This window comes from Actinacidiphila sp. bgisy145, assembly GCF_057708125.1.
Map to the genome: position 1 here is coordinate 72463 of NZ_JBYIRL010000006.1, position 20763 is coordinate 93225.

Here is a 20763-nt window from a genome sequence, read left to right on the forward strand (position 1 = left end):
ATGTGAGGGGGCGGGGGGTGGGGTGTCGTAGCATCCGGGGACGAAAGGGGCGAAGGTGATTTTACGGGGATCGGGCGGGTGACGGTGCGGGGCGGCGCGGCGGTGGTGGTTGCGGGGAGCCGGGTGCCGGCGCAGGCGGGGGCGGGGGCAGGGGCGCCGGGGGCCGTGGGGGGCGGGCCGGGGCGCGGGGTGGTGCGGCCGCTGCTCGCGCTGGTGGTCGTCGTGGTGCTGCTGACGACGACAGGGTGGACGTCGGCGCTGTCGCCCCGGGCGGCGCGGGACGCGATGGCGGCGGCGCTGGCAGCGTGGGCGCACGGCACGGTGGGGGCCAGGCGGCTGCCGGGCGTGGACGCGGCACCCGGTACGGTCGCCCGTTTCTTCGCCTCGCTCAGCGGCGCCCAGCGCCTCGGGCTGGTGCGGCGCTACCCGCTGGTGGTCGGCAACCTGGACGGCGTGGACCCGGCGCTGCGCTACGGCGCCAACCGGCTCGCGCTGCTGCGGCAGCGTGCGGCGGTCCGGGCGGACCAGCGCAGCGACCAACTCACCGCGGCGGGCCGTACCGCGATGGCGGACCTGGCGGAGCGGTACACCTCGCTCCTGGCGGGCCGGCGGCAGATCCTCGCGTTCGACCCGACCGGGGGCGGGCGCGTCGCGGAGGTGCTGGGCGACCTGCGCACCGCGGACCGGATCGCGGTGGTCGTCCCCGGCGTGGACACCGATCTGGCCGACTTCGAACGCGCCGACGCCAAGCGGTACTCCGCCACCGCCGGGATGGCCCGCGCCCTGTACGGGGCCGAGCGCCGCGCCCGGCCCGGCGCGCGCGTCGCGGTGATCGCGTGGGCCGGGTACACCGCCCCGCGCGGCATCGGCCTGGACGCCTTCACCGGCACCCTCGCGGCGCGAGGCGCGGGCCGGCTGGAGTCGCTGCTCGCCGGGCTCCCGCGCCGCCGCGACGTGGCGCTGTTCTGCCACTCCTACGGCTCGGTGCTGTGCGGGCTGGCCGCGCCGCACCTGCCGCCCGGGCGGGTCCGCGACATCGCCGTCATGGGCAGCCCGGGCATGCGCGCCCGGGACGTCGCCGCCCTCCACACCAGCGCGCGGGTGTGGGCGGCCCGGGACGCCGGGGACTGGATCGGCGGGGTGCCGCACGTGGAGTTCGCCGGGCTGGGCCACGGCACCGACCCGGTCTCCGCGGGTTTCGGCGCCCGGGTGGTCAGCACCGCGGGCGCCGACGGGCACGGCGGCTACTTCGTGCCCGGGACGACCAGCCTCGCCAACTTCGCGGCGATCGCCCTGGGCGACTACTCGAAGATCATCCGCCCCACCCGGAACACCCGTACCAGCGGTCTTGTCCGGGTCATGGGCGCCCGGAAAAACCCACCCCTGTTTTGGTGACGCGCGTAGCGCATAAGGGACACAGGCGGCCGGGGCGGCCATAAGCTGAGCCTTATGGGTGAAGCGCTGACCGGGAGCAACGCCGTGTGGGAGTTCGAGCCCGACGCCGTGGTGATCCGGTACAGCAGAGGGGTGCGCGGGTCGCGGCTGCTCCAGGCGCTCGGTGAGCGGAGGGTGCCGCACGAGGCCCTGGCGGACGTGGAACTGGTACCCGGCCGCCGCGGCACCCTGATCCTGCGGGCGACCCCGCGGCCGGGCGCCGACCCGCTCATGGAGGTCGCCGGCGGCCAACTGCGGGAGAACGCCGACCCCTACCGGCTGGTGCTGCCCGAGCAGAGCGCGTCGCTCGCCGAGACCGCCCGGGACGTGCTGCTGGCCGCCGTCCGCGCCGCCGCGGCCGGCACCGACCCGGCCGGCCCGCGCTTCCTCGTCCCGGCCCCCTCCGCGCCGCGCTCCTTCAAGGCGTACGACGCGAAGGCCACGTTCGACGGCCGGACGGTCGGCTTCCACTGGTTCCGCACCGGCGCGTCCACCGCCAAGTGGAACTCCGGGGACCAGACGTTTCCGGTCGAGGAGCTGAGCGGCGTCGAGTGGCGCTCGCCCGAGCAGGTCCACGGGCATCTGCGGCTGGTGCCGCGGGAGCGGACGGAGCCGCCGCCCGCCGCCGACCGCGACCCGGCCAGCGTCGTCTTCGGGCTCGGGTACGGCTCCGTGCACGAGTCGCTGCCGTTCGCCGCGGCCGTGCTCGCCGCGATCCGCACCGCCCGGGTCCGCCCGTAGCGGCTGCCGGGCTCAGGCCGTGCGATTCGGGGAGTGCGCGGCCGCGTACGTGTCGATCTTGCGGTCCAGCACCGTCAGGGTGCCCTGGAGTTCGGCGATGCGCCGCACCACATCCGCCCGGGTCGACTCCAGCAGGGCGTGCCGCTCGCCGAACGTGTGCTCCCCGGCGCGCACCAGTTCCGCGTACGCCACCATGTCCGCGACCGGCATCCCCGTCAGCCGCAGGTTCCCCACGAACGCCAGCCAGTCCAGGTCGCGGTTGGTGAAACGGCGCTGGCCGGTGTGGGAGCGGTCCACGTGCGGCATCAGCCCGATCCGCTCGTACCACCGCAACGTGTGGGCGCTCAGCCCGGTGAACGCCGCGACCTCGCCGATCGTGTACTGGTCCTGGCCGTCCGGCCGCATATGCGGCTCAGGTGCTGCGCAGTGCGCCTCGGTATTCGTCTGCCTCTGACCCACCCGCGCCACTGTCATACCCCCCACGCTAAGACCTTCGAGCGCACTCCAGGCAAGGGGGTTCGGGGTGCCCCCGACCCCCCGGGGTGGGTGGTGCCTGCCGGCTGAGGGACCACCCCCCGGTGGTGGGCTGGTCGCGCCGTTCTCCCCCAGAGCTTCGCCTGGGAGGTACCCCCACGCGCCCCTGGATTCGCCCGGGTACTCCCGCGGAAGAAGCTCGCGCCCCAAAGGGGCGCGGGGAACGGCGCGACCAGCCACCGCGGACTGCAAGGTCCCGCAACTCCGCGGAGGGGGCACCCCGTAGGGTCAGGTCCATGGAGAGCTTGGCGATGATCGGGCAGTGGCCAGTGGCGAACGCCGCCGCGGGCGTGGTCCGGGCGGACGGAACCGTGGCGGGGACGTACGGCGACCTCCACCGGAGGTACCCCCTGGCGTCGGTGACGAAGCCGCTCGCGGCGTACGCGGTGCTGGTCGCGTGGGAGGAGGGCGTCTTCGAGCTGGACGACCCGGCGGGCCCGCAGGGCTCGACGGTACGGCACCTGCTCGCCCACACCTCGGGGCTCGCCTTCGACGCCGAAAAGGTCCTCGCCCTGCCCGGAACACGCCGCATCTACTCCAACACCGGCTTCGAGGCGCTGGGCGAAGCGCTGACGAAGGCCGCGGGCATCCCGTTCGCGGAGTACGCCCGCCAGGCGGTGCTGGAGCCGCTCGGCATGGCGGACACCGCGCTGGAGGGCTCACCCGCCGCGGACGGCGTCTCCACGGTCGCGGACCTGCTGAAATTCGCCGCGGAACTCCAGGACCCGCGGCTGCTGCACCCCTCGACCGTCGTGACCGCGACCTCCGTGGCGTTCCCGGGCCTGAAGGGCGTCCTGCCCGGCTACGGCGCGCAGGACCCGAACGACTGGGGCCTGGGCTTCGAGATCCGCGCCACCAAGCGCCCGCACTGGACCGGCGCCCACTCCTCCCCCGCGACCTTCGGCCACTTCGGCCAGTCCGGCACCTTCCTGTGGGTGGACCCGCGGGCCGGCGCGGCCTGCGCGGTGCTGACCGACCGCCCCTTCGGCGAGTGGGCGACGCAGGCGTGGCCGCCGCTGACCGACGCGGTGCTCGCCGAACTGCCCGCCGCCGGATGACCGGGCAGCCGCAGGAGGAGGTCTGGCCCGCCGGGCGCCGCTATCCCGGCGGGGAGCCGTCGGCCGGAATCGAGACGCTGCACGCGTTCTCCTTCGCGGACTTCTACGACCCGGCGAACCTGCGGTTCGGGATGCTGCTGGCCTGCAACGAGGAGCGCCTCGCCCCCGGCGCGGGCTTCGCCGAGCACACGCACCGCGACACCGAGATCGTCACCTGGGTGATCGAGGGCGAGCTGGAGCACCGCGACGCCGACGGCACCGCGACCAGGCTGCGCGCGGGCGACGCCCAACTGCTCAGCGCGGGCGCCGGCGTGCGCCACGTGGAGCGCAACCCCGGCCCCGCGCCCCTGCGCTTCCTCCAGATGTGGCTGCACCCGGACCCGGCCGGCGGCCCGCCCCGGCACACCGTCGCCGCCGGCGCCGTACCGGCCGGGCCGGGGCTGTTCCCGCTCGCCTCCGCCGCCCCGGGCGCCGCGCTGCCGCTGCGCCAGCCGCACGCCGCGCTGCACCTGGCCCGCGGCGCGCAGGACCTGCCGGCCGCCCCGTTCCAGTACGTGCATGTGCTGCGCGGCCGGGTCCGGATCGGCGCCGCGCGGCTCGGCCCGGGCGACGCCCTGCGCGCCACCGACGCCCCCGCGCGGCGGGCCGACTCGGCCCCGGACGCGGAGTACCTGGTCTGGCGGATGACCGCCGAGCCCACCTACGGATGACCGAAACGGACAACCCGCCCCCCGAGTGACCGCGGCCATAAGGCAGGCTTGGACCGTGCCTCCTTCCGCGCAGAACCCGCCGCAGCGGCCGTCCCGGCCCGCCCGATCCGAGCCGCCCCGCGGCGACCACACCGCGACCCTGCGCCGGCTGGAGAAGTCCGCCGGGCGGCTGGCCGCACACGCCATCGCGCGGATGGACGAGCAACTGCCCTGGTACCGGGCGATGCCCCCGGAGAACCGCAGCTGGATCGGGCTCGTCGCGCAGGCCGGTATCGCCGCGTTCACCGAGTGGTTCCGCCACCCCGAGGCACCGCAGGCGATCAGCACCGACGTCTTCGGCACCGCCCCGCGCGAGCTGACCCGGGCGATCTCGCTGCGCCAGACCGTGGAGATGGTGCGCACCACCATCGAGGTCATGGAGTCCGCGATCGACGAGGTGGCCGCGCCCGGCGACGAGGGCGTGCTGCGCGAGGCGCTGCTCGTCTACGCCCGGGAGATCGCCTTCGCCACCGCGCAGGTCTACGCGCAGGCCGCCGAGGCGCGCGGCGCGTGGGACGCCCGGCTGGAGTCGCTGGTGGTCAACGCGGTGCTCTCCGGGGAGGCCGACGAGGGCGTGCTGTCGCGGGCCGCCGCGCTCGGCTGGAACTCGCCGGACAAGATCGTGGTGGTGCTCGGCACCGCGCCCAACGGCGACAGCGAGCTGACCGTGGAGGCGATCCGCCGGGCCTCCCGGCACGCGAAGCTCCAGGTGCTGACCGGGGTGCTCGGCGAGCGGCTGGTGGTGATCGCCGGGGGCGACGACGACCCGATCCGGGTGGCGAAGGCGCTGATCGGGCCGTTCGCGCCGGGTCCGGTGGTGGCCGGCCCGGTGGTCGGCGACCTGCTGTCGGCGACCCGGTCCGCGCAGGCCGCGGCCGCCGGGCTCAAGGCGTGCCGGGCCTGGCCGGACGCGCCACGCCCGGTACTCACCGACGATCTGCTGCCGGAGCGTGCGATGGCGGGCGACCGCTATGCTCGCAGTCAGCTGGTGGAGGAGATCTACAGGCCGCTGGAAGAGGCGGGCTCGGCGCTACTGGAGACTCTGAGTGTCTACCTGGAGCAGGCGTCCTCGCTGGAAGGGGCCGCGCGCATGCTGTTCGTGCACCCCAATACGGTGCGCTACCGGCTACGACGTGTGACCGACGTCACCGGCTGGTCACCTTCCGACGTACGTTCGGCGTTCACCCTGCGCATCGCCCTGATCCTGGGCCGACTCTCCGACAAGGACCCGCGGCGCTGACACGTTTGTTGGACACCCACAAATCGGCTGACACTTCTTCGTCCTTGTCCCCACGGGCGGTGACACCCGCCCGCGAGAGAGAGTGTGAACGTGCTCGTACTCGTCGCTCCCGGCCAAGGCGCCCAGTCGCCCGGCTTCCTGTCTCCCTGGCTCGACCTGCCCGGCGCTGCCGACCGGCTCGCGGGCTGGTCCGACGCGGTCGGCCTCGACCTCGTCCACTACGGCACGAAGGCCGACGCGGACGAGATCCGCGACACCAAGGTGGCCCAACCGCTGCTGGTGGCAGCCGGGTTGCTGTCCGCCGGTGAGCTCGGCGTGTTCCGCGACGGCGCCGCCGGGCGGCCCGACGCGGTCGCCGGGCACAGCGTCGGCGAGATCACCGCGGCGGTGCTCGCCGGCGTGCTGACCGAGCAGGACGCGCTGGCGTTCGTGGCCGCCCGCGGCCGGGCGATGGCCGAGGCTGCCGCGGTCACCGAGACCGGCATGTCCGCGGTGCTCGGCGGCGACCAGGACACGGTCGTCGCCCACCTGGCCGGGCTGGGGCTGACCCCGGCGAACATCAACGGCGCCGGGCAGATCGTGGCGGCCGGCACCCTGGAGCAGCTGGCGGCACTCGCCGAACAGAAGCCCGAGGGCGCCCGGGTCCGGCCGCTGGCGGTGGCCGGCGCGTTCCACACCGACCACATGGCGCCGGCGGTGGCCGCGCTGGAGGCGCTCGCGCCGACGCTGACCGTTTCCGACCCGTCGCTGCCGTATGTCTCGAACGCGGACGGGCAGAAGGTGGACAAGGGCGCGGACGTCGTGGGCCGGCTGGTCAACCAGGTCTCGCACCCGGTGCGCTGGGACCTGTGCATGGAAACGTTCAAGCAGCTCGGGGTCACCGCGATCATCGAGGTCTCCCCCGGCGGCACGCTGGTGGGTATCGCCAAGCGCGCCCTGCCCGGCGTCCGCACCCTGGCGCTGAAGACACCGGACCAGCTCGACGCCGCGCGCGAGCTGGCCGCGGAGGCGGCGGGCGTTCCGCCGCAGGACCGACCGGAAGACGCCCCCTCCCAGGACGCGACGAAGGAGCACCCGCAGCGATGACAGCGAAGATCAGCCCCAGCAAAGGTGCTCCGTACGCCCGCATCGTCGGCGTGGGCGGCTACCGCCCGGTCCGGGTGGTGCCCAACGAGGTGATCCTCGAGCACATCGACTCCAGCGACGAGTGGATCAGGTCCCGCTCCGGGATCGCCTCCCGGCACTGGGCCGGGCCGGACGAGACGGTCGCCGAGATGTCGATCGAGGCCGCCGGCAAGGCGATCGCCGACGCCGGGCTCGACGCCGCCGACATCGACGCGGTCGTGGTCGCGACCGTCTCGCACTTCAAGCAGACCCCGGCGATCGCCACCGAGATCGCCCACCGGATCGGCGCGGGCAAGCCGGCCGCGTTCGACATCTCGGCCGGCTGCGCGGGCTTCACCTACGGCCTGACCCTCGGCAAGGGCATGATCACCGACGGGTCCGCCCGGCATGTCCTGGTGATCGGTGTGGAGCGGCTCAGCGACCTCACCGACAAGGAGGACCGGGCGACCGCGTTCCTCTTCGGCGACGGCGCGGGCGCGGTCGTGCTCGGCCCGGCCAAGGAGCCCGCCATAGGGCCGACCGTCTGGGGCTCGGAGGGCGACAAGGCCGGCACCATCACCCAGACGGTGGCGTGGGACGCGTTCCGCTCCGGCGACACCTCACAGCTGCCGGTCGACACCCGCGGCGAGGTCAAGTTCCCCGCGATCACGCAGGAGGGCCAGGCGGTCTTCCGCTGGGCGGTGTACGAGATGGCCCGGGTCGCCCAGGAGGCGCTGGACGCCGCCGGCGTGGCCGCCGAGGACCTCGACGCCTTCATCCCGCACCAGGCCAACATGCGGATCATCGACTCCATGATCAAGGCCCTCAAGCTGCCCGAACACGTCGCGGTCGCCCGGGACATCGAGACCACCGGCAACACCTCGGCGGCCTCCATCCCGCTGGCGATGGAGCGGCTGCTCGCCTCCGGTGCGGCCAAGAGTGGCGACACCGCACTGATCATCGGTTTCGGGGCGGGGCTGGTCTACGCGGCCACGGTCGTTACTCTCCCCTAGACACACCTCGCGGCGCCGCAGTCCCGCACGCCGCATCGCACAGCAACACATCAAGGAGCGCCGTAAAGATGGCCACCAAGGAAGAGATCGTCGCGGGTCTCGCCGACATCGTGAACGAGATCGCCGGCATCCCCACCGAGGACGTGCAGCTCGACAAGTCCTTCACCGACGACCTGGACGTCGACTCGCTGTCCATGGTCGAGGTCGTCGTGGCGGCCGAGGAGCAGTTCAACGTGAAGATCCCGGACGACGACGTCAAGAACCTCAAGACGGTCGGCGACGCGGTCGACTACATCCTCAAGGCCCAGGGCTGAGCGGACCCCACCGCGGCCTCATCCCCCGCCGCGGGTCCCCGGCGGACCTGTGAACACCCGGACGACGCGCCTGTCGCCCGCCCTTCTAGACGTGGAGAGACAATTCCTGTGAGCCCGACCAATCGCACCGTGGTCGTCACCGGTATCGGAGCAACCACACCTCTGGGTGGCGACAGCGCGTCGACCTGGGACGCCATGCTGGCCGGCCGTTCCGGTGTCCGGACGCTTACGCAGGACTGGGCCGCCGAACTGCCGGTGCGGATCGCGGCCGGCATCGCGGTGGAGCCGGGCGAGGTCCTGCCCCGCCCGGTCGCCCGCAAGCTCGACCGCAGCGCGCAGTTCGCGCTGATCGCCGCGCGCGAGGCGTGGGCCGACGCCGGGTTCACCGCGAAGGCCGGGGAGGACCCCTCGGTCGACCCGGACCGGCTCGGCACGGTGATCGCCTCCGGCATCGGCGGCGTCACCACCCTGCTCGACCAGTACGACGTTCTGAAGAACCAGGGGGTCCGCAAGGTCTCCCCGCACACCGTGCCGATGCTGATGCCCAACAGCCCGGCCGCGAACGTCGGTATCGACGTCAACGCCCGCGCGGGCGTCCACACCCCCGTCAGCGCCTGCGCGTCCGGCGCGGAGGCGATCGGCTACGCGATCGAGATGATCCGCACCGGCCGGGCCGACGTGGTGGTGGCCGGCGGCACCGAGGCGGCGATCCACCCGCTGCCGATCGTGGCGTTCGGCAACATGATGGCGATGTCCAAGAACAACGAGGACCCGCAGGGCGCGTCCCGTCCCTACGACGCGGCCCGCAACGGCTTCGTGCTCGGCGAGGGGGCCGGCGTGGTGGTCCTGGAGTCCGCGGAGCACGCGGCGGCGCGCGGCGCGCGGGCCTACTGCGAAGCGGTCGGCCAGGGCATCTCGGCCGACGCGCACCACATCACGCAGCCGGAGCCGTCCGGCCGCGGGATCGCGTCCGCGCTCCAGCACCTGCTGGAGAACACGGACATCAAGCCGGCGGAGATCGTGCACGCCAACGCGCACGCGACGTCCACCCCGCAGGGGGACATCGCCGAACTCAAGGCGCTGCGCAAGGTGTTCGGCGACGACGTCGACCACATCGCGATCTCCGCGACCAAGTCGATGACCGGGCACCTGCTCGGCGGGGCCGGCGGGATCGAGACGGTCACGACGGTGCTCGCGCTCCACCACCGGATCGCGCCGCCCACGATCAACCTGGTCAACCCGGACCCCGAGATGGACGCGGACGTCGTCCGCGACCAGCCCCGTGAGCTGCCTACCGGCACCATCGCCGCGTTGAACGACTCCTTCGGGTTCGGCGGGCACAACGTCGTCCTCGCGCTCCGGACACTGCCGCAGTAACGGGACCTTCCGGGCTGCCTGGACCCGTAGTCCCAGGACCTTGCGGTCCGTGGGTGGCTCGTCGCGCAGTTCCCCGCGCCCCTTGGGGCGCGCCGCGTGCTTGCCCCGGGAGTACCCGGGCAAATCCAGGTGGCGCTGGGGGCACCTCCCAGGCGAAGCGCTCTGGGGGCGGAACGGCGCGACAAGCCCCCCACCGGCAGGTGGTCCCTGAACCGACACAACGCACCACCCCGGGGGGTCCCGTTACCCCGGGAAGCTGGCGAAGTACGCCGCGGCCATGTCGTCTCCGCCGTGTCCTTGGTCGAGGGCACGGCGGAAGCGTTCCGCGCCCGCGGCGGCGACGTCGAGCCGGACCCCGCGCCGTTCCGCCGCGTCGACGATGAGCGTGAGGTCCTTGAGCGCACCCTCGACCGTGAAGGACGGGGAGTAGTCGCCGGCGCGGATCGCGGACGCCTTGAGGCGGAGGTAGGGCGTGTCCATCGGGCCGCCCTCGATGGCCTCGAAGAAGCGGTCGGGGTCGACCCCGAGCCCCTTCGCGAGCGCCATCACCTCGCCGGCGGCGTTCGTGATGGCCAGCACCCAGCTGTTGAGCACCAGTTTGAGCGCGCTGGCGGCGCCGCCGTCCCCGTCGTCGCCGACATGGATCACCTTGCTGCCGATCGCTTCGAAGACCGGCCCGGCCAGCGCCCTGGCAGCGGCGGGCCCGGCCACGAGCACCGTCAACTGACCGCTCTCGGCGGGCGCTTTGGTGCCGAGGACGGGTGCGTCGAGAAAGAGCAGCCCGCCCGCCGCGGCGACGGCGGCGAGTTCGCTCTGCGCGTCCGGCCCGACCGTGCTGCTCTGCACCCACACCGCGCCCCGGGTCAGCGCGGGCCCGGCGGTGCGCATCACGTCGAGCACGGCGGGGCCGTCGAGCAGCATCGTGAGCACCACGTCCGCGCCGGTGACCGCCGCCGCGGGGTCCGCGGTGACCTGGACCCCGGCGTCGGCGAGCGGCTGCGCGCGGGCAATCGTACGGTTCCAGGCGCGGACGTCGTGTCCGGCGGCGGCGAGGTTGCGGGCCATACCGGCGCCCATGATGCCGGTGCCCAGGACTGCGACGGTGAGCTTCTGCGATGACATGCCAGCAGGCTATTGCCCCGGCGCGGCGAACGCGGGAGGGCGTACGGCGGGGGCGGGCGCGGTCGTCCGGCTGGTCGTACCTCAGACCACCTGGTGCAGCCAGCGCACCGGGGCGCCCTCGCCGGCGTAGCGGAAGGGCTCCAGTTCGTCGTCCCAGGGCTTGCCGAGCAGGCGGGACAGCTCGGCCTCGAGGTCGGCCTCGCCCTTGCGGGCGCGCTGCATGGCCGCGCGCAGCCGGTCCTCGGGGATGAGGATGTCGCCGTGCATGCCGATGACCGCGTGGAAGATGCCGAGTTCGGGGGTCGCGCTGTAGCGCTCGCCCTCGGCGGTCGCACACGGCTCCGCGGTCACCTCGAAGCGTACGAGCTGCCAACCGCGCAGCGCGGACGCGAGTTTCGAGGCGGTGCCGGGCTCACCCTGCCAGGAGAACTCGGCGCGCCAGGTGCCCGGAGCCGCGGGCTGCCGGACCCAGTCGAGGTTGACACGCACGCCGAGGACGCCCGCGACGGCCCACTCCACATGTGGGCACAGCGCGCGCGGTGCGGCGTGCACGTACAGAACTCCACGTGTCGTCACCGGTTCCTCCAGTGTGGGACGAGGTTCGCCTTCCCCAGCGGCCTCACCCTCGTACTGGTTGAACCCGGGGCAACATGCCACATTCTGCACTATTCAGCTGAATCAGGACAACTTCCGTCCTGTCGTCCGCCGGACGTCGACCTCCCGTCAGATCGGTACACCTGTCAGGGGAAAAGCTACCCTGCGACGTCTTCCCGGGGGTGGCGTACGGTCGGGCCGACGGCAGATGTCACCCACTCGTCGGAGGGAACCGGGAGGAAAGCGCATGCGCAAGCTGTCGGGACTTGCTCTGGCACTCACCGTGACCGCTGCTCTGCTGGGCGGATGCGGTGCCGGCGGCGGCGCGCCGGACGGTGGCCGACGGACGGCTGCCGCACACACGTCGCATTCCGCGACCGCCACCGCGCCGCGCTCGGGCTCCCCTTCGGCGCCGCCCTCGGCGTCCGCCGCGCCGTCCGCCGCCGCGCGCCCGCCCGCCCGGCCGTGGAACACCCGCCCGGGCAGCGTCGCCGCGATCGGCGACTCCATCACCCGCGGCTTCGACGCCTGCCACCCGCTGTCGGACTGCCCGGACGTCTCCTGGGCGACCGGCGGCCGGCAGCAGGTGGACAGCGTCAGCGCCCGGCTGGGCGCGGCCCGCAGCTGGAACCTGGCGCAGTCCGGGGCGCACGCCGCCGACCTGCCCGCCCAGGCGCGGGCCGCCGCGGCCCACCACCCGGCGATGGTGACGGTCCTCATCGGCGCGAACGACGCGTGCGCGGCCGACACCGGCACGATGACGTCCGTCGCCGCCTTCCGCGCCTCCGTCGCCGCCACCCTGGCCTACCTGCACCGCGCGCTGCCGGCCACGCAGGTGCTGGTGGCGAGCATCCCCGACCTGGAGCGGCTGTGGTCGGTCGGCCGCTCCAACCTGCTGGGCCGCGAGGTGTGGAAGCTCGGCCTGTGCCCCACGATGCTCGACGACCCGACCTCCGACAGCGCCGCCGCCACCCAGCGCCGCACCGCGGTGCGCACCCGGGTGCAGGCGTACAACACGGTGCTCGGGCAGGTCTGCGCGACCTACCGGCGCTGCCGCTACGACGGCGGCGCCGTCTTCGCCTACCGCTTCGGCACCGGCGACCTCAGCACCTGGGACTGGTTCCACCCGAACCAGCAGGGGCAGTCCCAACTGGCCCGCATCATGGCGGCGGTGGCGTCCCGCCCGCCGAGCTAGAACCTTCCGGACGGGGCTGCTACGGCTTTTCGGGCGGGGTCGCGGGCGGGGCTTCCGCCGGTTGCGGCAGGGGCGCGGTCAGGCGCGGGTCGGCGCTGGAGCGGCCCGCGTCGAGGACGTACGGGCCCGGCTCCGGCCGCCAGGCGCCCGCCGCCTCGTCCCAGAACTCCGCGGCCCGCGACGGCACGCGCAGCACCGCTTCGGCGCTCTCGCCCGGCGCCGCCGCCACCGCGGCGAAGGCGGCCAGCCGCCGGGTGCCGCCGGGCGGCGTGAGGTAGAGCTGCACGACCTCCCGCCCGGCCCGGCCGCCGCTGTTGCGCACCGCGACCCGGACCGTGGCCAACACGCCCTCGTCCGCGGACGGTTGCGCCTCGATCGCGGTGTACTCCCAGGAGGTGTAGCCCAGTCCGTGCCCGAAGGGGTAGGCCGGGTCGGGGCCGCCGCGGGCGGCCCAGGCGCGGTAGCCGATGAACAGGCCCTCGTCGTAGGCGAGTTCGCCCTCCACCGGGGTGACCTGGGAGACCGGGGCGTCGGTGAGGCTCGCCGGCCAGGTGGTGGGCAGCCGGCCGCCCGGCTCCTCGGCGCCCAGCAGCACGTCGGCGAGCGCCGCGCCCGCCTCCTGGCCGGGGAACCACGCCAGCAGCACCGCCGCGACCTCCTCGCGCCACGGCAGCTCCACCGGCGCACCGGCGTTGACCACCACCACCGTGCGGGGGTTGACCGCGGCCACCCGCGCCACCAGCTCGTCCTGCCGCCCCGGCAGCCGCAGGCCGGTCCGGTCGAAGCCCTCGGACTCCACCCGCTCGGTGGTCGCCACGACCACCACCGCCGTCTCGGCCGCGGCCGCCACCGCGACCGCCTCCGCCAGCAACTCCTCCGGGTCCCGCTCCGGTTCGCCGTGCAGCAGGCTGAACCCGACTGCCTGGATCGGCAGTTCGGCCAGTTCCGGCGGCAGCGTGTAGCGCAGCGCCACCTCGACCGGTTCGCCCGCGGGCAGTTCGACGCCGCCGCGCTCGGCCGGGCGGCCGAAGAACGCCTCGAACGGGTCCTCGTGCGGGTCGGACTGCACCCCGTCGAAGAGCACCTGGCCGGCGACCTCCAACCGGAAGCCGCCGTTGCCGCGGGTGCCGAAGCGGTGCGCGCCCGCCACGGCCGGGACGAACACGCCGCGCACCTCGACCGCGCTCAGCTCCTCGTAGGCCACGCCCTCGGGCAGGTCGCCCATCCACTGCACCTGGCCGCTGGGCAGCGGCTCGCTGCCCAGCTCCCGGCCGCCCGCGTCCAGCGCGACCGCGCGCAGTGTGAACCCCTCGCCGGCGGGCGCCAGTTCGTCGCTCGGGTCAGCGCCCGTGGCGTACACCAGCGGCACCTGGCGCGGCAGCGCGGCCCGCAGCCCGTCCAGCGGCGAGACCACGTGGTCGGGGAAGACCTGCGCGGAGCCGCCGCCGAGGACGCGGGCGTGCCGGGCGGCGGCGCCGATCAGCGCGATCCCGCCGCCGTACGGGTCGATCGGCAGCGCCGGGCGTCCGGGCCGCGGCGCGTTGCTCAGCAGCACGCAGCCGCGGACCGCGATCTCGCGGGCCAGGGCCGCCCCGTCGACCGCGGGCGGGGGCGCCGCGGCCTCGGCGGGCGCCCCGGCCAGCAGCCCGGCCCGCGCGGCCAGCCGCAGCACGCGCGCGGCCGCCTCGTCGACCAGTTGCTCGTCCACCTCGCCGGAGCGGACCGCGGCGGCCAGCGCCTCGCCGTAGACCGTCACCGGGCCGGGCATCGCCAGGTCCAGGCCGCCGCGGATCGCGCCCACCGTGGACCGCGCGCCGAACCAGTCGGAGACCACCACCCCGTCGAAGCCCCACTCCTCGCGCAGCACCCCGCGCAGCAACTGCGCGTGCTCGGTCATCGGCACGCCGTTCACCGCGTTGTACGCCGCCATCACGCCCCAGGGCCGGGCGTCCCGCACGATCGCCTCGAAGGGCGCGAGGTACAACTCGCGCAGGGCCCGCGCGCCGACGGTGTTGTTCACGGTGAAGCGCTCGGTCTCGGCGTCGTTGGCCACGAAGTGCTTGACGGTGACGCCGATGCCGCCGTCCTGCACGCCCCGCACGTAGGCGGTGCCGATCACGCCGGTCAGGTAGGGGTCCTCGCTGTACGCCTCGAAGTGCCGCCCGCCGAGCGGGCTGCGGTGGAGGTTCACCGTGGGCGCCAGCAGCACGTGGACGCCCTTGCGGCGCGCCTCCTGGGCCAGCAGCCGGCCGGCCCGGCGGGCCAGCGCGGGGTCCCAGGCGGCCGCGAGGGCGGTGGGGCTGGGCAGCGCGACGGACGGGTCCACCGCAGTCCAGCGCCGGCCCCGTACGCCGATCGGGCCGTCGGACATCACCAGTTCGCCGAGCCCGATCTCCGGCAGCGGGCGCAGCGCCCACATGTCGCGGCCGGCCAGCAGGTCGGCCTTCGCCGCCAGGTCCAGCCGTGCCAGCGCCCGTGCCACCGCCTGTTCGGCCGTGTCCTCGCCCGTGCCCCGCTCCGCCATGCCGCATCCCTTCGCCGACGCCGTCGACCCGTGACCCGTGACCGGTGACCGGTGACCCGCGCCCCAGTATCACCGCGGCACCCCGCCCGGGAGGAGACCCGCGGCGCGCCCGGCGCGGAACGGCGCTCGCCCCCCGGCGGGCGGCCGGGGGGCGAGCGGACGTGCGGTGCGAGGCGGGTCAGACGACGGTGAGCGTCACTGCCACGTTGCCGCGGGTGGCGTTGGAGTACGGGCACACCTGGTGCGCCTTCTCCAGCAGGTCCTTGGCGGTGGCCTCGTCCACGGCCGGGATCGACGCGGCGATCTCGACGGTCAGGCCGTAGCCGCCGCCCTCGACGGTGCCGAAGCCGACCTTCGCGGTGACGCGCGAACCGGAGATGTCCGCCTTCGCCTGGCGGGCCACCACGCCCAGCGCGCCCTGGAAGCAGGCGCTGTAGCCGGCCGCGAAGAGCTGCTCGGGGTTGGTGCCCGCGCCGCTGCCGCCCAGCTCCTTGGGCGGGTTGACCACCACGTCGAGCTTGCCGTCGTCACTCGCGACCCGGCCGTCCCGGCCGTTCTCCGCGGTGGCGACCGCCGTGTACAGGACATTGACGGACTTGATGGTCATGAACGGTTCCTCCTGCGGAACGGTGGTGTGCGCACGCGTGGGACGGGCGTGCGCACGGGGGCGCCAGTGAGGTTCTGCTGCCTGATGAACGATGTCCTTGATATTTCAGCTTGTCAAGGAAACCGCTACCCTCCCTGCATGACCCGCCGCCGCACGGACCCGCTGACCGCCGAAGTCGTCGAGCTGATCGGCACGGTCGTCTCGCAGTACCACCAGGAGTACAGCGCGGCCGCGGCCGGGCACCGCCTGACCGGCACGCAGGCCCGCGTGCTGGCGCTGCTGTCCGCCGGGCCGCTGCCGATGCGCGGCATCGCCGACCGGTTGGGGTGCGAGCCGTCCAACGTCACCGGCATCGTGGACCGGTTGGAGGCGCACGGCCTGGCCGAGCGGCGCCCCGACCCGGCCGACCGCCGGGTGAAGCTCGCCGCGGCCACCGACCGGGGGCACGCGGTGGCCGAAGAGCTGGCGGACTCCCTGGAGTTCGGCCGCGAGCGGCTGGCGGCGCTGTCGGCCGCGGAGCGCGGCACCCTGCGGGACCTGCTCGCCCGGATGCTCGGCTGAGGCCGGGCGGGCGCGGGTCGCCGCGCCCGGCCGGTCAGTTGCACCACCACAGGACCTGGTTGCAGGTCGTCTGCGACGGGGACGGGGTGGCCGAGGTGGCCGGCGGGCTCGTGGTCGTGGCCGTCGGGCTGTGGCTGGTGGGCTTGGCGCTGATCGTGCCGGTCACCGGCGGCGCCTGGCTGGTCGAGGTGCGGCCGGGCGTGGCGGTGGGCGACGCCGTACCGGACGCCGTGGGCGAGCCGCCGGCCGAGGCGGAGGAGGACGTGTGCGGGGTGCCGCTCGGCGCGGGCTGCTCCGGGCCGGTGGCCTCGGGCGAGGCGTCGCCGGAGGTGGGGGCGGGCGGGTTCTGGTCGACCGGACCCGCGGGCGTGCCGTCGCTGCCGGAGCCGCCGGACAGCGCGGCCACCGAGAGCATCGCCGCGGCGCCCACCACGGCGATCGCGCCGATGCCGTAGACCGTGGCGCGCTGGCGTCCGCGCCGGGCGCGGCGCGCCGCCCGGCCGCGTTCGGCGAGCCGGCGCGCGGCGCGCCCGCCGGTGCGCGGGCCGTCGCCGGCGGGGCCGTCGTCCTCGGCGCCGAGCGCGGGCAGCTGGGCGGTCTCCCCCACCGCGGGCGGCACGAGCCCGTCGGCCGGGGCCCCGCATCCCGGGCACGAGTAGGCGCCGTTGAGATGCCGCCGGCACGCATAGCAGTAGTCCATGGCGGAAGGGACACTAGGGGACGGCTGAGGCGAGAGGGAACCCTCGCCATCCGCTTGCCACGGCTTTGCCCGGAAACTCCGCTCGGAACAGGGCTCCGGCGCAACCCGGGACGGGCCCGGCGGCGAGTCCCGCGGCGGGCGCGTAAAGAAAGCGTCAAGGCACGGGCAAGTCACACCGCGCCAGGCCCGTTTTGCCGGGGATTGCGGGCACCTACGGCTTGACGGGCACCCCGCCGACTCCTTCTAATTAGGCTTACCTAAGCTGGACCGGAGCGCTCCCAGCGTCTTCTCAGCGTCCTCCCAGCTTTCGTCCCACCCGTCCGCAGATTCGTTTCCGCCCGAGCCCGGCACCGAGAAGGACCTCTATGCTCCCCACGTTCGTGATCGGACTTCGCGAAGGTCTCGAAGCGGCCCTCATCGTGGGCATCATCGCGTCCTTCCTCGGCCAGCAGGGCCGGCGCGACGCGCTGCGCAAGGTGTGGCTGGGCGTCGGCATCGCGGTGGCGATCTGCGTCGCGGTCGCCGTCGCGCTCCAGATCTTCTCCAGCGACCTGCCGACCCGCCAGCAGGAGCAGTTGGAGACCGTGGTCGGCGCGATCGCCGTGGTCATGGTCAGCTACATGGTGCTGTGGATGCGCCGCCACTCGCGCGACCTGCGCAAGGACCTGGAGGGCGCGGCCGGCCGCGCGCTGTCGGAGGGCTCGGCGTCCGCGCTGGTGCTGATGGCCTTCCTCGCGGTGCTGCGCGAGGGGTTCGAGACGTCGGTGTTCCTGCTCGCGACGTTCAACGAGAGCAACAACCCCTGGTACGGCGGCACCGGCGCCATCCTCGGCATCGTCGTCGCGGCGGCGGTCGGCTACGGCATCTACCGCGGCGGGGTCCGGATCAACCTCTCCCGCTTCTTCCGGGTCACCGGCATCGTGCTGATCCTGGTCGCCGCCGGGCTGGTCTCCACCGCGATCATGACCGCGTACGAGGGCGGCTGGATCGCCCGCAACGACCAGGCGTTCGACCTGTCCTGGCTGGTCCGGCCCGGCACGCCGACCTCGTCCGTGGTCACCGGGGTGCTCGGCATCCAGCCGTTCCCGAGCTGGGCGATGGTGATCGGCTGGCTGGTCTACACCGTCCCGATGCTCGCGGTCGTCCTGTGGCCGGCCCGCCGCAAGAAGGCCGCCGCCCCGCACCAGCCGAAGACCGAGCCCGTACAGGCCCGCTGAGGCCGCAACCGCCGCAGGCCGGGGACCCGTTCGGGCCGCCGCCGGCCCGCCCGTACACGCGCCTGGCGCCCTTCGGCGCGCCCGCACCCGCCCCGCACCGCCCGACCCGTCTTCCGCCGCGCCCTGCCCGGCCTCACCAAGGAGCCACCGTGAACCCCGCTGCCACCCACCGCCGAGTCCTGGCCTGCGCCGCGACCGTGATCGCCGCGGGCCTGCTGCTGACCGCCTGCGGCGGCGACAAGGACAAGGGCGCCGCCGGCACCGACGCGAAGGCAGCGGGCGCGAAGACGACCAAGGTCACCGTCACCGTCACCGACAAGGGCTGCGCGCCCAGCCCCGCCAAGGCCCCGGCCGGCACCGTGAAGTTCACCATCACCAACAAGAACTCCGCGAAGGTCACCGAGGCCGAGCTCCAGGACGGCGGCAAGATGCTCGGCGAGAAGGAGAACCTGACCCCGGGCCTGTCCGGCGACTTCACCCTCAACCTCGACAAGGGCACGTACTCCATGTACTGCCCCGGCGCCGACACCAACCGCTCGGCCTTCACCGTCACCGGCGCGGTCAAGAAGACCTGGAAGGACGACCCGCAGCTGGTCGCCGCCACCCAGCAGTACGGCACCTGGATCGACGGCGAGGTCAAGCAGCTCGTCACCACCACCGCCGCGTTCACCGCCGCCGTCAAGGCCGGCAAGCTCGACGAGGCGAAGACCCTCTACGGCAAGGCCCGCATCCACTACGAGCGGATCGAGCCGACCGCGGAGATCTGGGGCGACCTCGACGGCCGGATCGACGGCCGCGCCGACGACGCCGCCACGCCCGCGGACTTCACCGGCTTCCACCGCCTGGAGCAGGCGATCTGGCAGCAGAAGTCGCTGTCCGGCATGGGCAAGCTCGCCGACCAGCTCAACACCGACGTCAAGCAGCTCAACGCCCAGGTGCCGACGGTCGAGTACCAGCCCGCGGTGATCGCCAACGGCGCCACCGACCTGGTCAACGAGATCCAGTCCTCGAAGATCACCGGCGAGGAGGAGCGCTACTCGCACATCGACCTGCTCGACTTCGACGGCAACCTCGCCGGCGCCAACGAGGCGGTCGACGTGCTGATGCCGACGCTGAAGCAGAAGGACCCGGCGCTGGCCACCGAGCTCACCCAGCGGTACCAGGCCACCGCGGCCGCCCTGAAGAAGTACGCCGCCACGCCCGGCTACGAGGACAGCGGCTACGTGGACTACCAGAAGGTCACCGCCGCCCAGCGGCGTACGCTGTCCCAGACCGTGGACGCCTACGCGGAGTCCGTCTCCAAGATCGCCGGAAAGATCGCCTGACCCGTGACCGACAGCACCCCGGACATCACCCCCGGACCCGACGAGCGGCGGCCCGAGCCGGCCGCCGTGAGCCGGCGCCGCCTGCTGGGCGCGGTCGGCGCCGGGGCGGCAGTGGCCGGTGCCGCCGTCGGCGTGGGCGGCACCGTACTGGCCCGCGGCGGCTCCTCCGGCTCGGCCGACGACGGCTCCGGCGGCGCCGCGGGCCGCCAGGTCGTCGCCTTCCGCGACAGCCACCAGGCCGGCATCTCCACCCCGGCGCAGGACCGGCTCTGCTTCGCCACCTTCGACGCGGTGTCCGGCGCGACCCGCGCCGACCTGGCCGACCTGCTCAGCACGTGGACGGCCGCCGCCGAGGCGATGACGCTCGGCAAGCCGGTGCCCGGGGACGCCGGAGACCTCAACACCCCGCCGGACGACACCGGTGAGGCGACGGGCCTGGCCCCGGGCAACCTCACCATCACCGTCGGCTACGGCCCCTCGCTCTTCGACGGCCGCTTCGGGCTCGCCGCGCGCCGCCCCTCGGCGCTCAAGGCGCTGCCGCAGCTGCCCAAGGACAACCTCGACCCGGCGGGCTCCGGCGGCGACCTGTGCGTGCAGGCGTGCGCGGACGACCCGCAGGTCGCCTTCCACGCGGTACGCAACCTGCGCCGCCTCGCGTTCGGCACGCTCGCGCCGCGCTGGATGGAACTCGGCTTCGGCCGCACCTCGTCCACCTCGCCCCAGCAGGCCACCCCGCGCAACCTGCTGGGCTTCAAGGACGGCACCCGCAACATCGACGGCACCGACGCGTCGATGATGGCCCAGCACGTGTGGATCGGCGACGAGGAGCCGCAGCGCTGGGCACGCGGCGGGTCGTACCTGGTCAGCCGGAAGATCCGGATGCGGATGGAGCAGTGGGACCGGGACCGGCTGGGCGACCAGCAGGACGTGTTCGGCCGCTTCAAGTCCAGCGGGGCGCCGCTGACCGGGAAGACCGAGTTCGACACCCCCGACTTCCACGCCAAGTCCGGTGGCCAGTACGTCATTCCGGCCGACGCGCACATCCGGCTGGCCGCCCACGAGAACAACAACGGGCTGCGCATCCTGCGCCGCGGCTACTCCTACACCGACGGGATCGACCCGGAGACCGGCGACCTGATGGGCGGGCTGTTCTTCGTGGCGTTCATGAAGAGCCCGGAGCAGTTCATCACGCTCCAGCGCATCCTCGGGGTGCACGACGCGCTCAACGAGTACATCCAGCACGTCGGCAGCGGGGTGTTCATGGCGCCGCCGGGGCTGGCGGCCGGGCAGGACTGGGGCGGCCAGCTCTTCGGCTGAGGGCGCGGCGGTCCGGCGGGGCTGTCCGCCGGGGCGG

At 74.1% G+C, this 20763-nt stretch carries 20 protein-coding genes; 14 read left to right on the forward strand and 6 right to left on the reverse strand.

From position 1 onward, the window contains the following. Positions 1-165 precede the first annotated feature (165 nt). Both AC3ERT_RS07710 and AC3ERT_RS07715 read left to right on the forward strand, forming a co-directional pair. Complete coding sequence (locus AC3ERT_RS07710) at positions 166-1395, forward strand: alpha/beta hydrolase (RefSeq protein ID WP_435173350.1); 1230 nt, start codon at positions 166-168, stop codon at positions 1393-1395. 54 nt (positions 1396-1449) lie between these two features. Then, a complete protein-coding gene (locus AC3ERT_RS07715) occupies positions 1450-2175 on the forward strand; it encodes a DUF4429 domain-containing protein (protein WP_435173352.1) in 726 nt (241 codons plus the stop codon). A 12-nt stretch (positions 2176-2187) separates the two neighbouring features. Here AC3ERT_RS07715 and AC3ERT_RS07720 read toward each other — a convergent pair whose 3' ends face one another. Then, a complete protein-coding gene (locus AC3ERT_RS07720; RefSeq protein ID WP_435173354.1) occupies positions 2188-2649 on the reverse strand; it encodes a MerR family transcriptional regulator in 462 nt (153 codons plus the stop codon). 296 nt (positions 2650-2945) lie between these two features. Between AC3ERT_RS07720 and AC3ERT_RS07725 the strand changes: the two genes are divergently transcribed. The 7 genes from AC3ERT_RS07725 to AC3ERT_RS07755 all read left to right on the forward strand — a co-directional run bounded on the left by AC3ERT_RS07725 (position 2946) and on the right by AC3ERT_RS07755 (position 9564). Next, on the forward strand, positions 2946-3767 hold the full coding sequence (locus tag AC3ERT_RS07725) for a serine hydrolase domain-containing protein (protein ID WP_435173355.1): 822 nt from the start codon (positions 2946-2948) through the stop codon (positions 3765-3767). After that, a complete protein-coding gene (locus AC3ERT_RS07730) occupies positions 3764-4477 on the forward strand; it encodes a pirin family protein (RefSeq protein WP_435173357.1) in 714 nt (237 codons plus the stop codon). Before AC3ERT_RS07725 ends, AC3ERT_RS07730 begins: the two co-directional genes overlap by 4 nt. Before the next feature lie 139 nt (positions 4478-4616). After that, positions 4617-5756 (forward strand): PucR family transcriptional regulator, encoded by a 1140-nt coding sequence (locus AC3ERT_RS07735; RefSeq protein WP_335983320.1) that lies wholly within the window; start codon positions 4617-4619, stop codon positions 5754-5756. Between the two features lie 90 nt (positions 5757-5846). Further along, positions 5847-6842, forward strand: coding sequence for an ACP S-malonyltransferase (locus tag AC3ERT_RS07740; protein WP_435173359.1), 996 nt, complete (start codon positions 5847-5849; stop codon positions 6840-6842). Next, positions 6839-7873, forward strand: coding sequence for a ketoacyl-ACP synthase III (locus AC3ERT_RS07745; RefSeq protein ID WP_435173360.1), 1035 nt, complete (start codon positions 6839-6841; stop codon positions 7871-7873). The genes AC3ERT_RS07740 and AC3ERT_RS07745 overlap by 4 nt, the downstream gene beginning before the upstream one ends. 68 nt (positions 7874-7941) lie before the next feature. Beyond that, on the forward strand, positions 7942-8187 hold the full coding sequence (locus AC3ERT_RS07750; protein WP_335983214.1) for an acyl carrier protein: 246 nt from the start codon (positions 7942-7944) through the stop codon (positions 8185-8187). A 108-nt stretch (positions 8188-8295) separates the two neighbouring features. Beyond that, the gene (locus AC3ERT_RS07755) at positions 8296-9564 is read left to right on the forward strand and encodes a beta-ketoacyl-[acyl-carrier-protein] synthase family protein (RefSeq protein WP_435126554.1); all 1269 of its coding nucleotides are present in this window, start codon (positions 8296-8298) and stop codon (positions 9562-9564) included. Positions 9565-9807: 243 nt separating this feature from the next. Here the strand turns inward: AC3ERT_RS07755 and AC3ERT_RS07760 are convergent, their stop codons facing one another. Beyond that, a complete protein-coding gene (locus tag AC3ERT_RS07760; RefSeq protein ID WP_435173361.1) occupies positions 9808-10686 on the reverse strand; it encodes an NAD(P)-dependent oxidoreductase in 879 nt (292 codons plus the stop codon). Positions 10687-10767: 81 nt separating this feature from the next. Then, on the reverse strand, positions 10768-11262 hold the full coding sequence (locus AC3ERT_RS07765) for a DUF3145 domain-containing protein (protein WP_335983220.1): 495 nt from the start codon (positions 11260-11262) through the stop codon (positions 10768-10770). Positions 11263-11527: 265 nt separating this feature from the next. Between AC3ERT_RS07765 and AC3ERT_RS07770 the strand changes: the two genes are divergently transcribed. Further along, a complete protein-coding gene (locus tag AC3ERT_RS07770; protein WP_435126560.1) occupies positions 11528-12475 on the forward strand; it encodes an SGNH/GDSL hydrolase family protein in 948 nt (315 codons plus the stop codon). 19 nt (positions 12476-12494) lie between these two features. On the opposite strand, the gene AC3ERT_RS07775 is transcribed toward AC3ERT_RS07770, so the two are convergent. After that, positions 12495-14999, reverse strand: coding sequence for a beta-glucosidase family protein (locus AC3ERT_RS07775; RefSeq protein WP_435173363.1), 2505 nt, complete (start codon positions 14997-14999; stop codon positions 12495-12497). Between the two features lie 178 nt (positions 15000-15177). After that, positions 15178-15606 (reverse strand): organic hydroperoxide resistance protein, encoded by a 429-nt coding sequence (locus AC3ERT_RS07780; protein WP_335983226.1) that lies wholly within the window; start codon positions 15604-15606, stop codon positions 15178-15180. A 138-nt stretch (positions 15607-15744) separates the two neighbouring features. On the opposite strand from AC3ERT_RS07780, the gene AC3ERT_RS07785 reads away from it, so the two are divergent. Then, the gene (locus AC3ERT_RS07785; protein WP_335983228.1) at positions 15745-16167 is read left to right on the forward strand and encodes a MarR family winged helix-turn-helix transcriptional regulator; all 423 of its coding nucleotides are present in this window, start codon (positions 15745-15747) and stop codon (positions 16165-16167) included. A 34-nt stretch (positions 16168-16201) separates the two neighbouring features. Here the strand turns inward: AC3ERT_RS07785 and AC3ERT_RS07790 are convergent, their stop codons facing one another. Further along, positions 16202-16867, reverse strand: a complete 666-nt coding sequence (locus AC3ERT_RS07790) for an SCO2400 family protein (protein WP_435173365.1) — start codon at positions 16865-16867, stop codon at positions 16202-16204. Between the two features lie 365 nt (positions 16868-17232). Between AC3ERT_RS07790 and efeU the strand changes: the two genes are divergently transcribed. The 3 genes from efeU to efeB all read left to right on the forward strand — a co-directional run bounded on the left by efeU (position 17233) and on the right by efeB (position 20726). Beyond that, complete coding sequence (gene efeU / locus AC3ERT_RS07795) at positions 17233-18084, forward strand: iron uptake transporter permease EfeU (protein WP_335983235.1); 852 nt, start codon at positions 17233-17235, stop codon at positions 18082-18084. 149 nt (positions 18085-18233) lie between these two features. Further along, positions 18234-19409: an iron uptake system protein EfeO gene (gene efeO, locus AC3ERT_RS07800; RefSeq protein ID WP_335983238.1), complete on the forward strand. Its 1176-nt coding sequence runs from the start codon at positions 18234-18236 to the stop codon at positions 19407-19409. Positions 19410-19412: 3 nt separating this feature from the next. Beyond that, the gene (efeB, locus tag AC3ERT_RS07805) at positions 19413-20726 is read left to right on the forward strand and encodes an iron uptake transporter deferrochelatase/peroxidase subunit (RefSeq protein ID WP_435126576.1); all 1314 of its coding nucleotides are present in this window, start codon (positions 19413-19415) and stop codon (positions 20724-20726) included. Positions 20727-20763: the final 37 nt, after the last annotated feature.

What these genes read in the sequence shown, in the direction of transcription:
- AC3ERT_RS07780 (WP_335983226.1), bottom strand. Translation starts at nt 15,606, where the DNA reads ATGACCATCAAGTCCGTCAATGTCCTGTACACGGCGGTCGCCACCGCG.
- AC3ERT_RS07730 (WP_435173357.1), top strand. Translation starts at nt 3,764, where the DNA reads ATGACCGGGCAGCCGCAGGAGGAGGTCTGGCCCGCCGGGCGCCGCTAT.
- AC3ERT_RS07720 (WP_435173354.1), bottom strand. Translation starts at nt 2,649, where the DNA reads ATGACAGTGGCGCGGGTGGGTCAGAGGCAGACGAATACCGAGGCGCAC.
- AC3ERT_RS07790 (WP_435173365.1), bottom strand. Translation starts at nt 16,867, where the DNA reads ATGGACTACTGCTATGCGTGCCGGCGGCATCTCAACGGCGCCTACTCG.
- AC3ERT_RS07750 (WP_335983214.1), top strand. Translation starts at nt 7,942, where the DNA reads ATGGCCACCAAGGAAGAGATCGTCGCGGGTCTCGCCGACATCGTGAAC.
- AC3ERT_RS07785 (WP_335983228.1), top strand. Translation starts at nt 15,745, where the DNA reads ATGACCCGCCGCCGCACGGACCCGCTGACCGCCGAAGTCGTCGAGCTG.
- AC3ERT_RS07760 (WP_435173361.1), bottom strand. Translation starts at nt 10,686, where the DNA reads ATGTCATCGCAGAAGCTCACCGTCGCAGTCCTGGGCACCGGCATCATG.
- efeU (WP_335983235.1), top strand. Translation starts at nt 17,233, where the DNA reads ATGCTCCCCACGTTCGTGATCGGACTTCGCGAAGGTCTCGAAGCGGCC.
- AC3ERT_RS07745 (WP_435173360.1), top strand. Translation starts at nt 6,839, where the DNA reads ATGACAGCGAAGATCAGCCCCAGCAAAGGTGCTCCGTACGCCCGCATC.
- AC3ERT_RS07725 (WP_435173355.1), top strand. Translation starts at nt 2,946, where the DNA reads ATGGAGAGCTTGGCGATGATCGGGCAGTGGCCAGTGGCGAACGCCGCC.
- AC3ERT_RS07770 (WP_435126560.1), top strand. Translation starts at nt 11,528, where the DNA reads ATGCGCAAGCTGTCGGGACTTGCTCTGGCACTCACCGTGACCGCTGCT.
- AC3ERT_RS07775 (WP_435173363.1), bottom strand. Translation starts at nt 14,999, where the DNA reads ATGGCGGAGCGGGGCACGGGCGAGGACACGGCCGAACAGGCGGTGGCA.
- AC3ERT_RS07715 (WP_435173352.1), top strand. Translation starts at nt 1,450, where the DNA reads ATGGGTGAAGCGCTGACCGGGAGCAACGCCGTGTGGGAGTTCGAGCCC.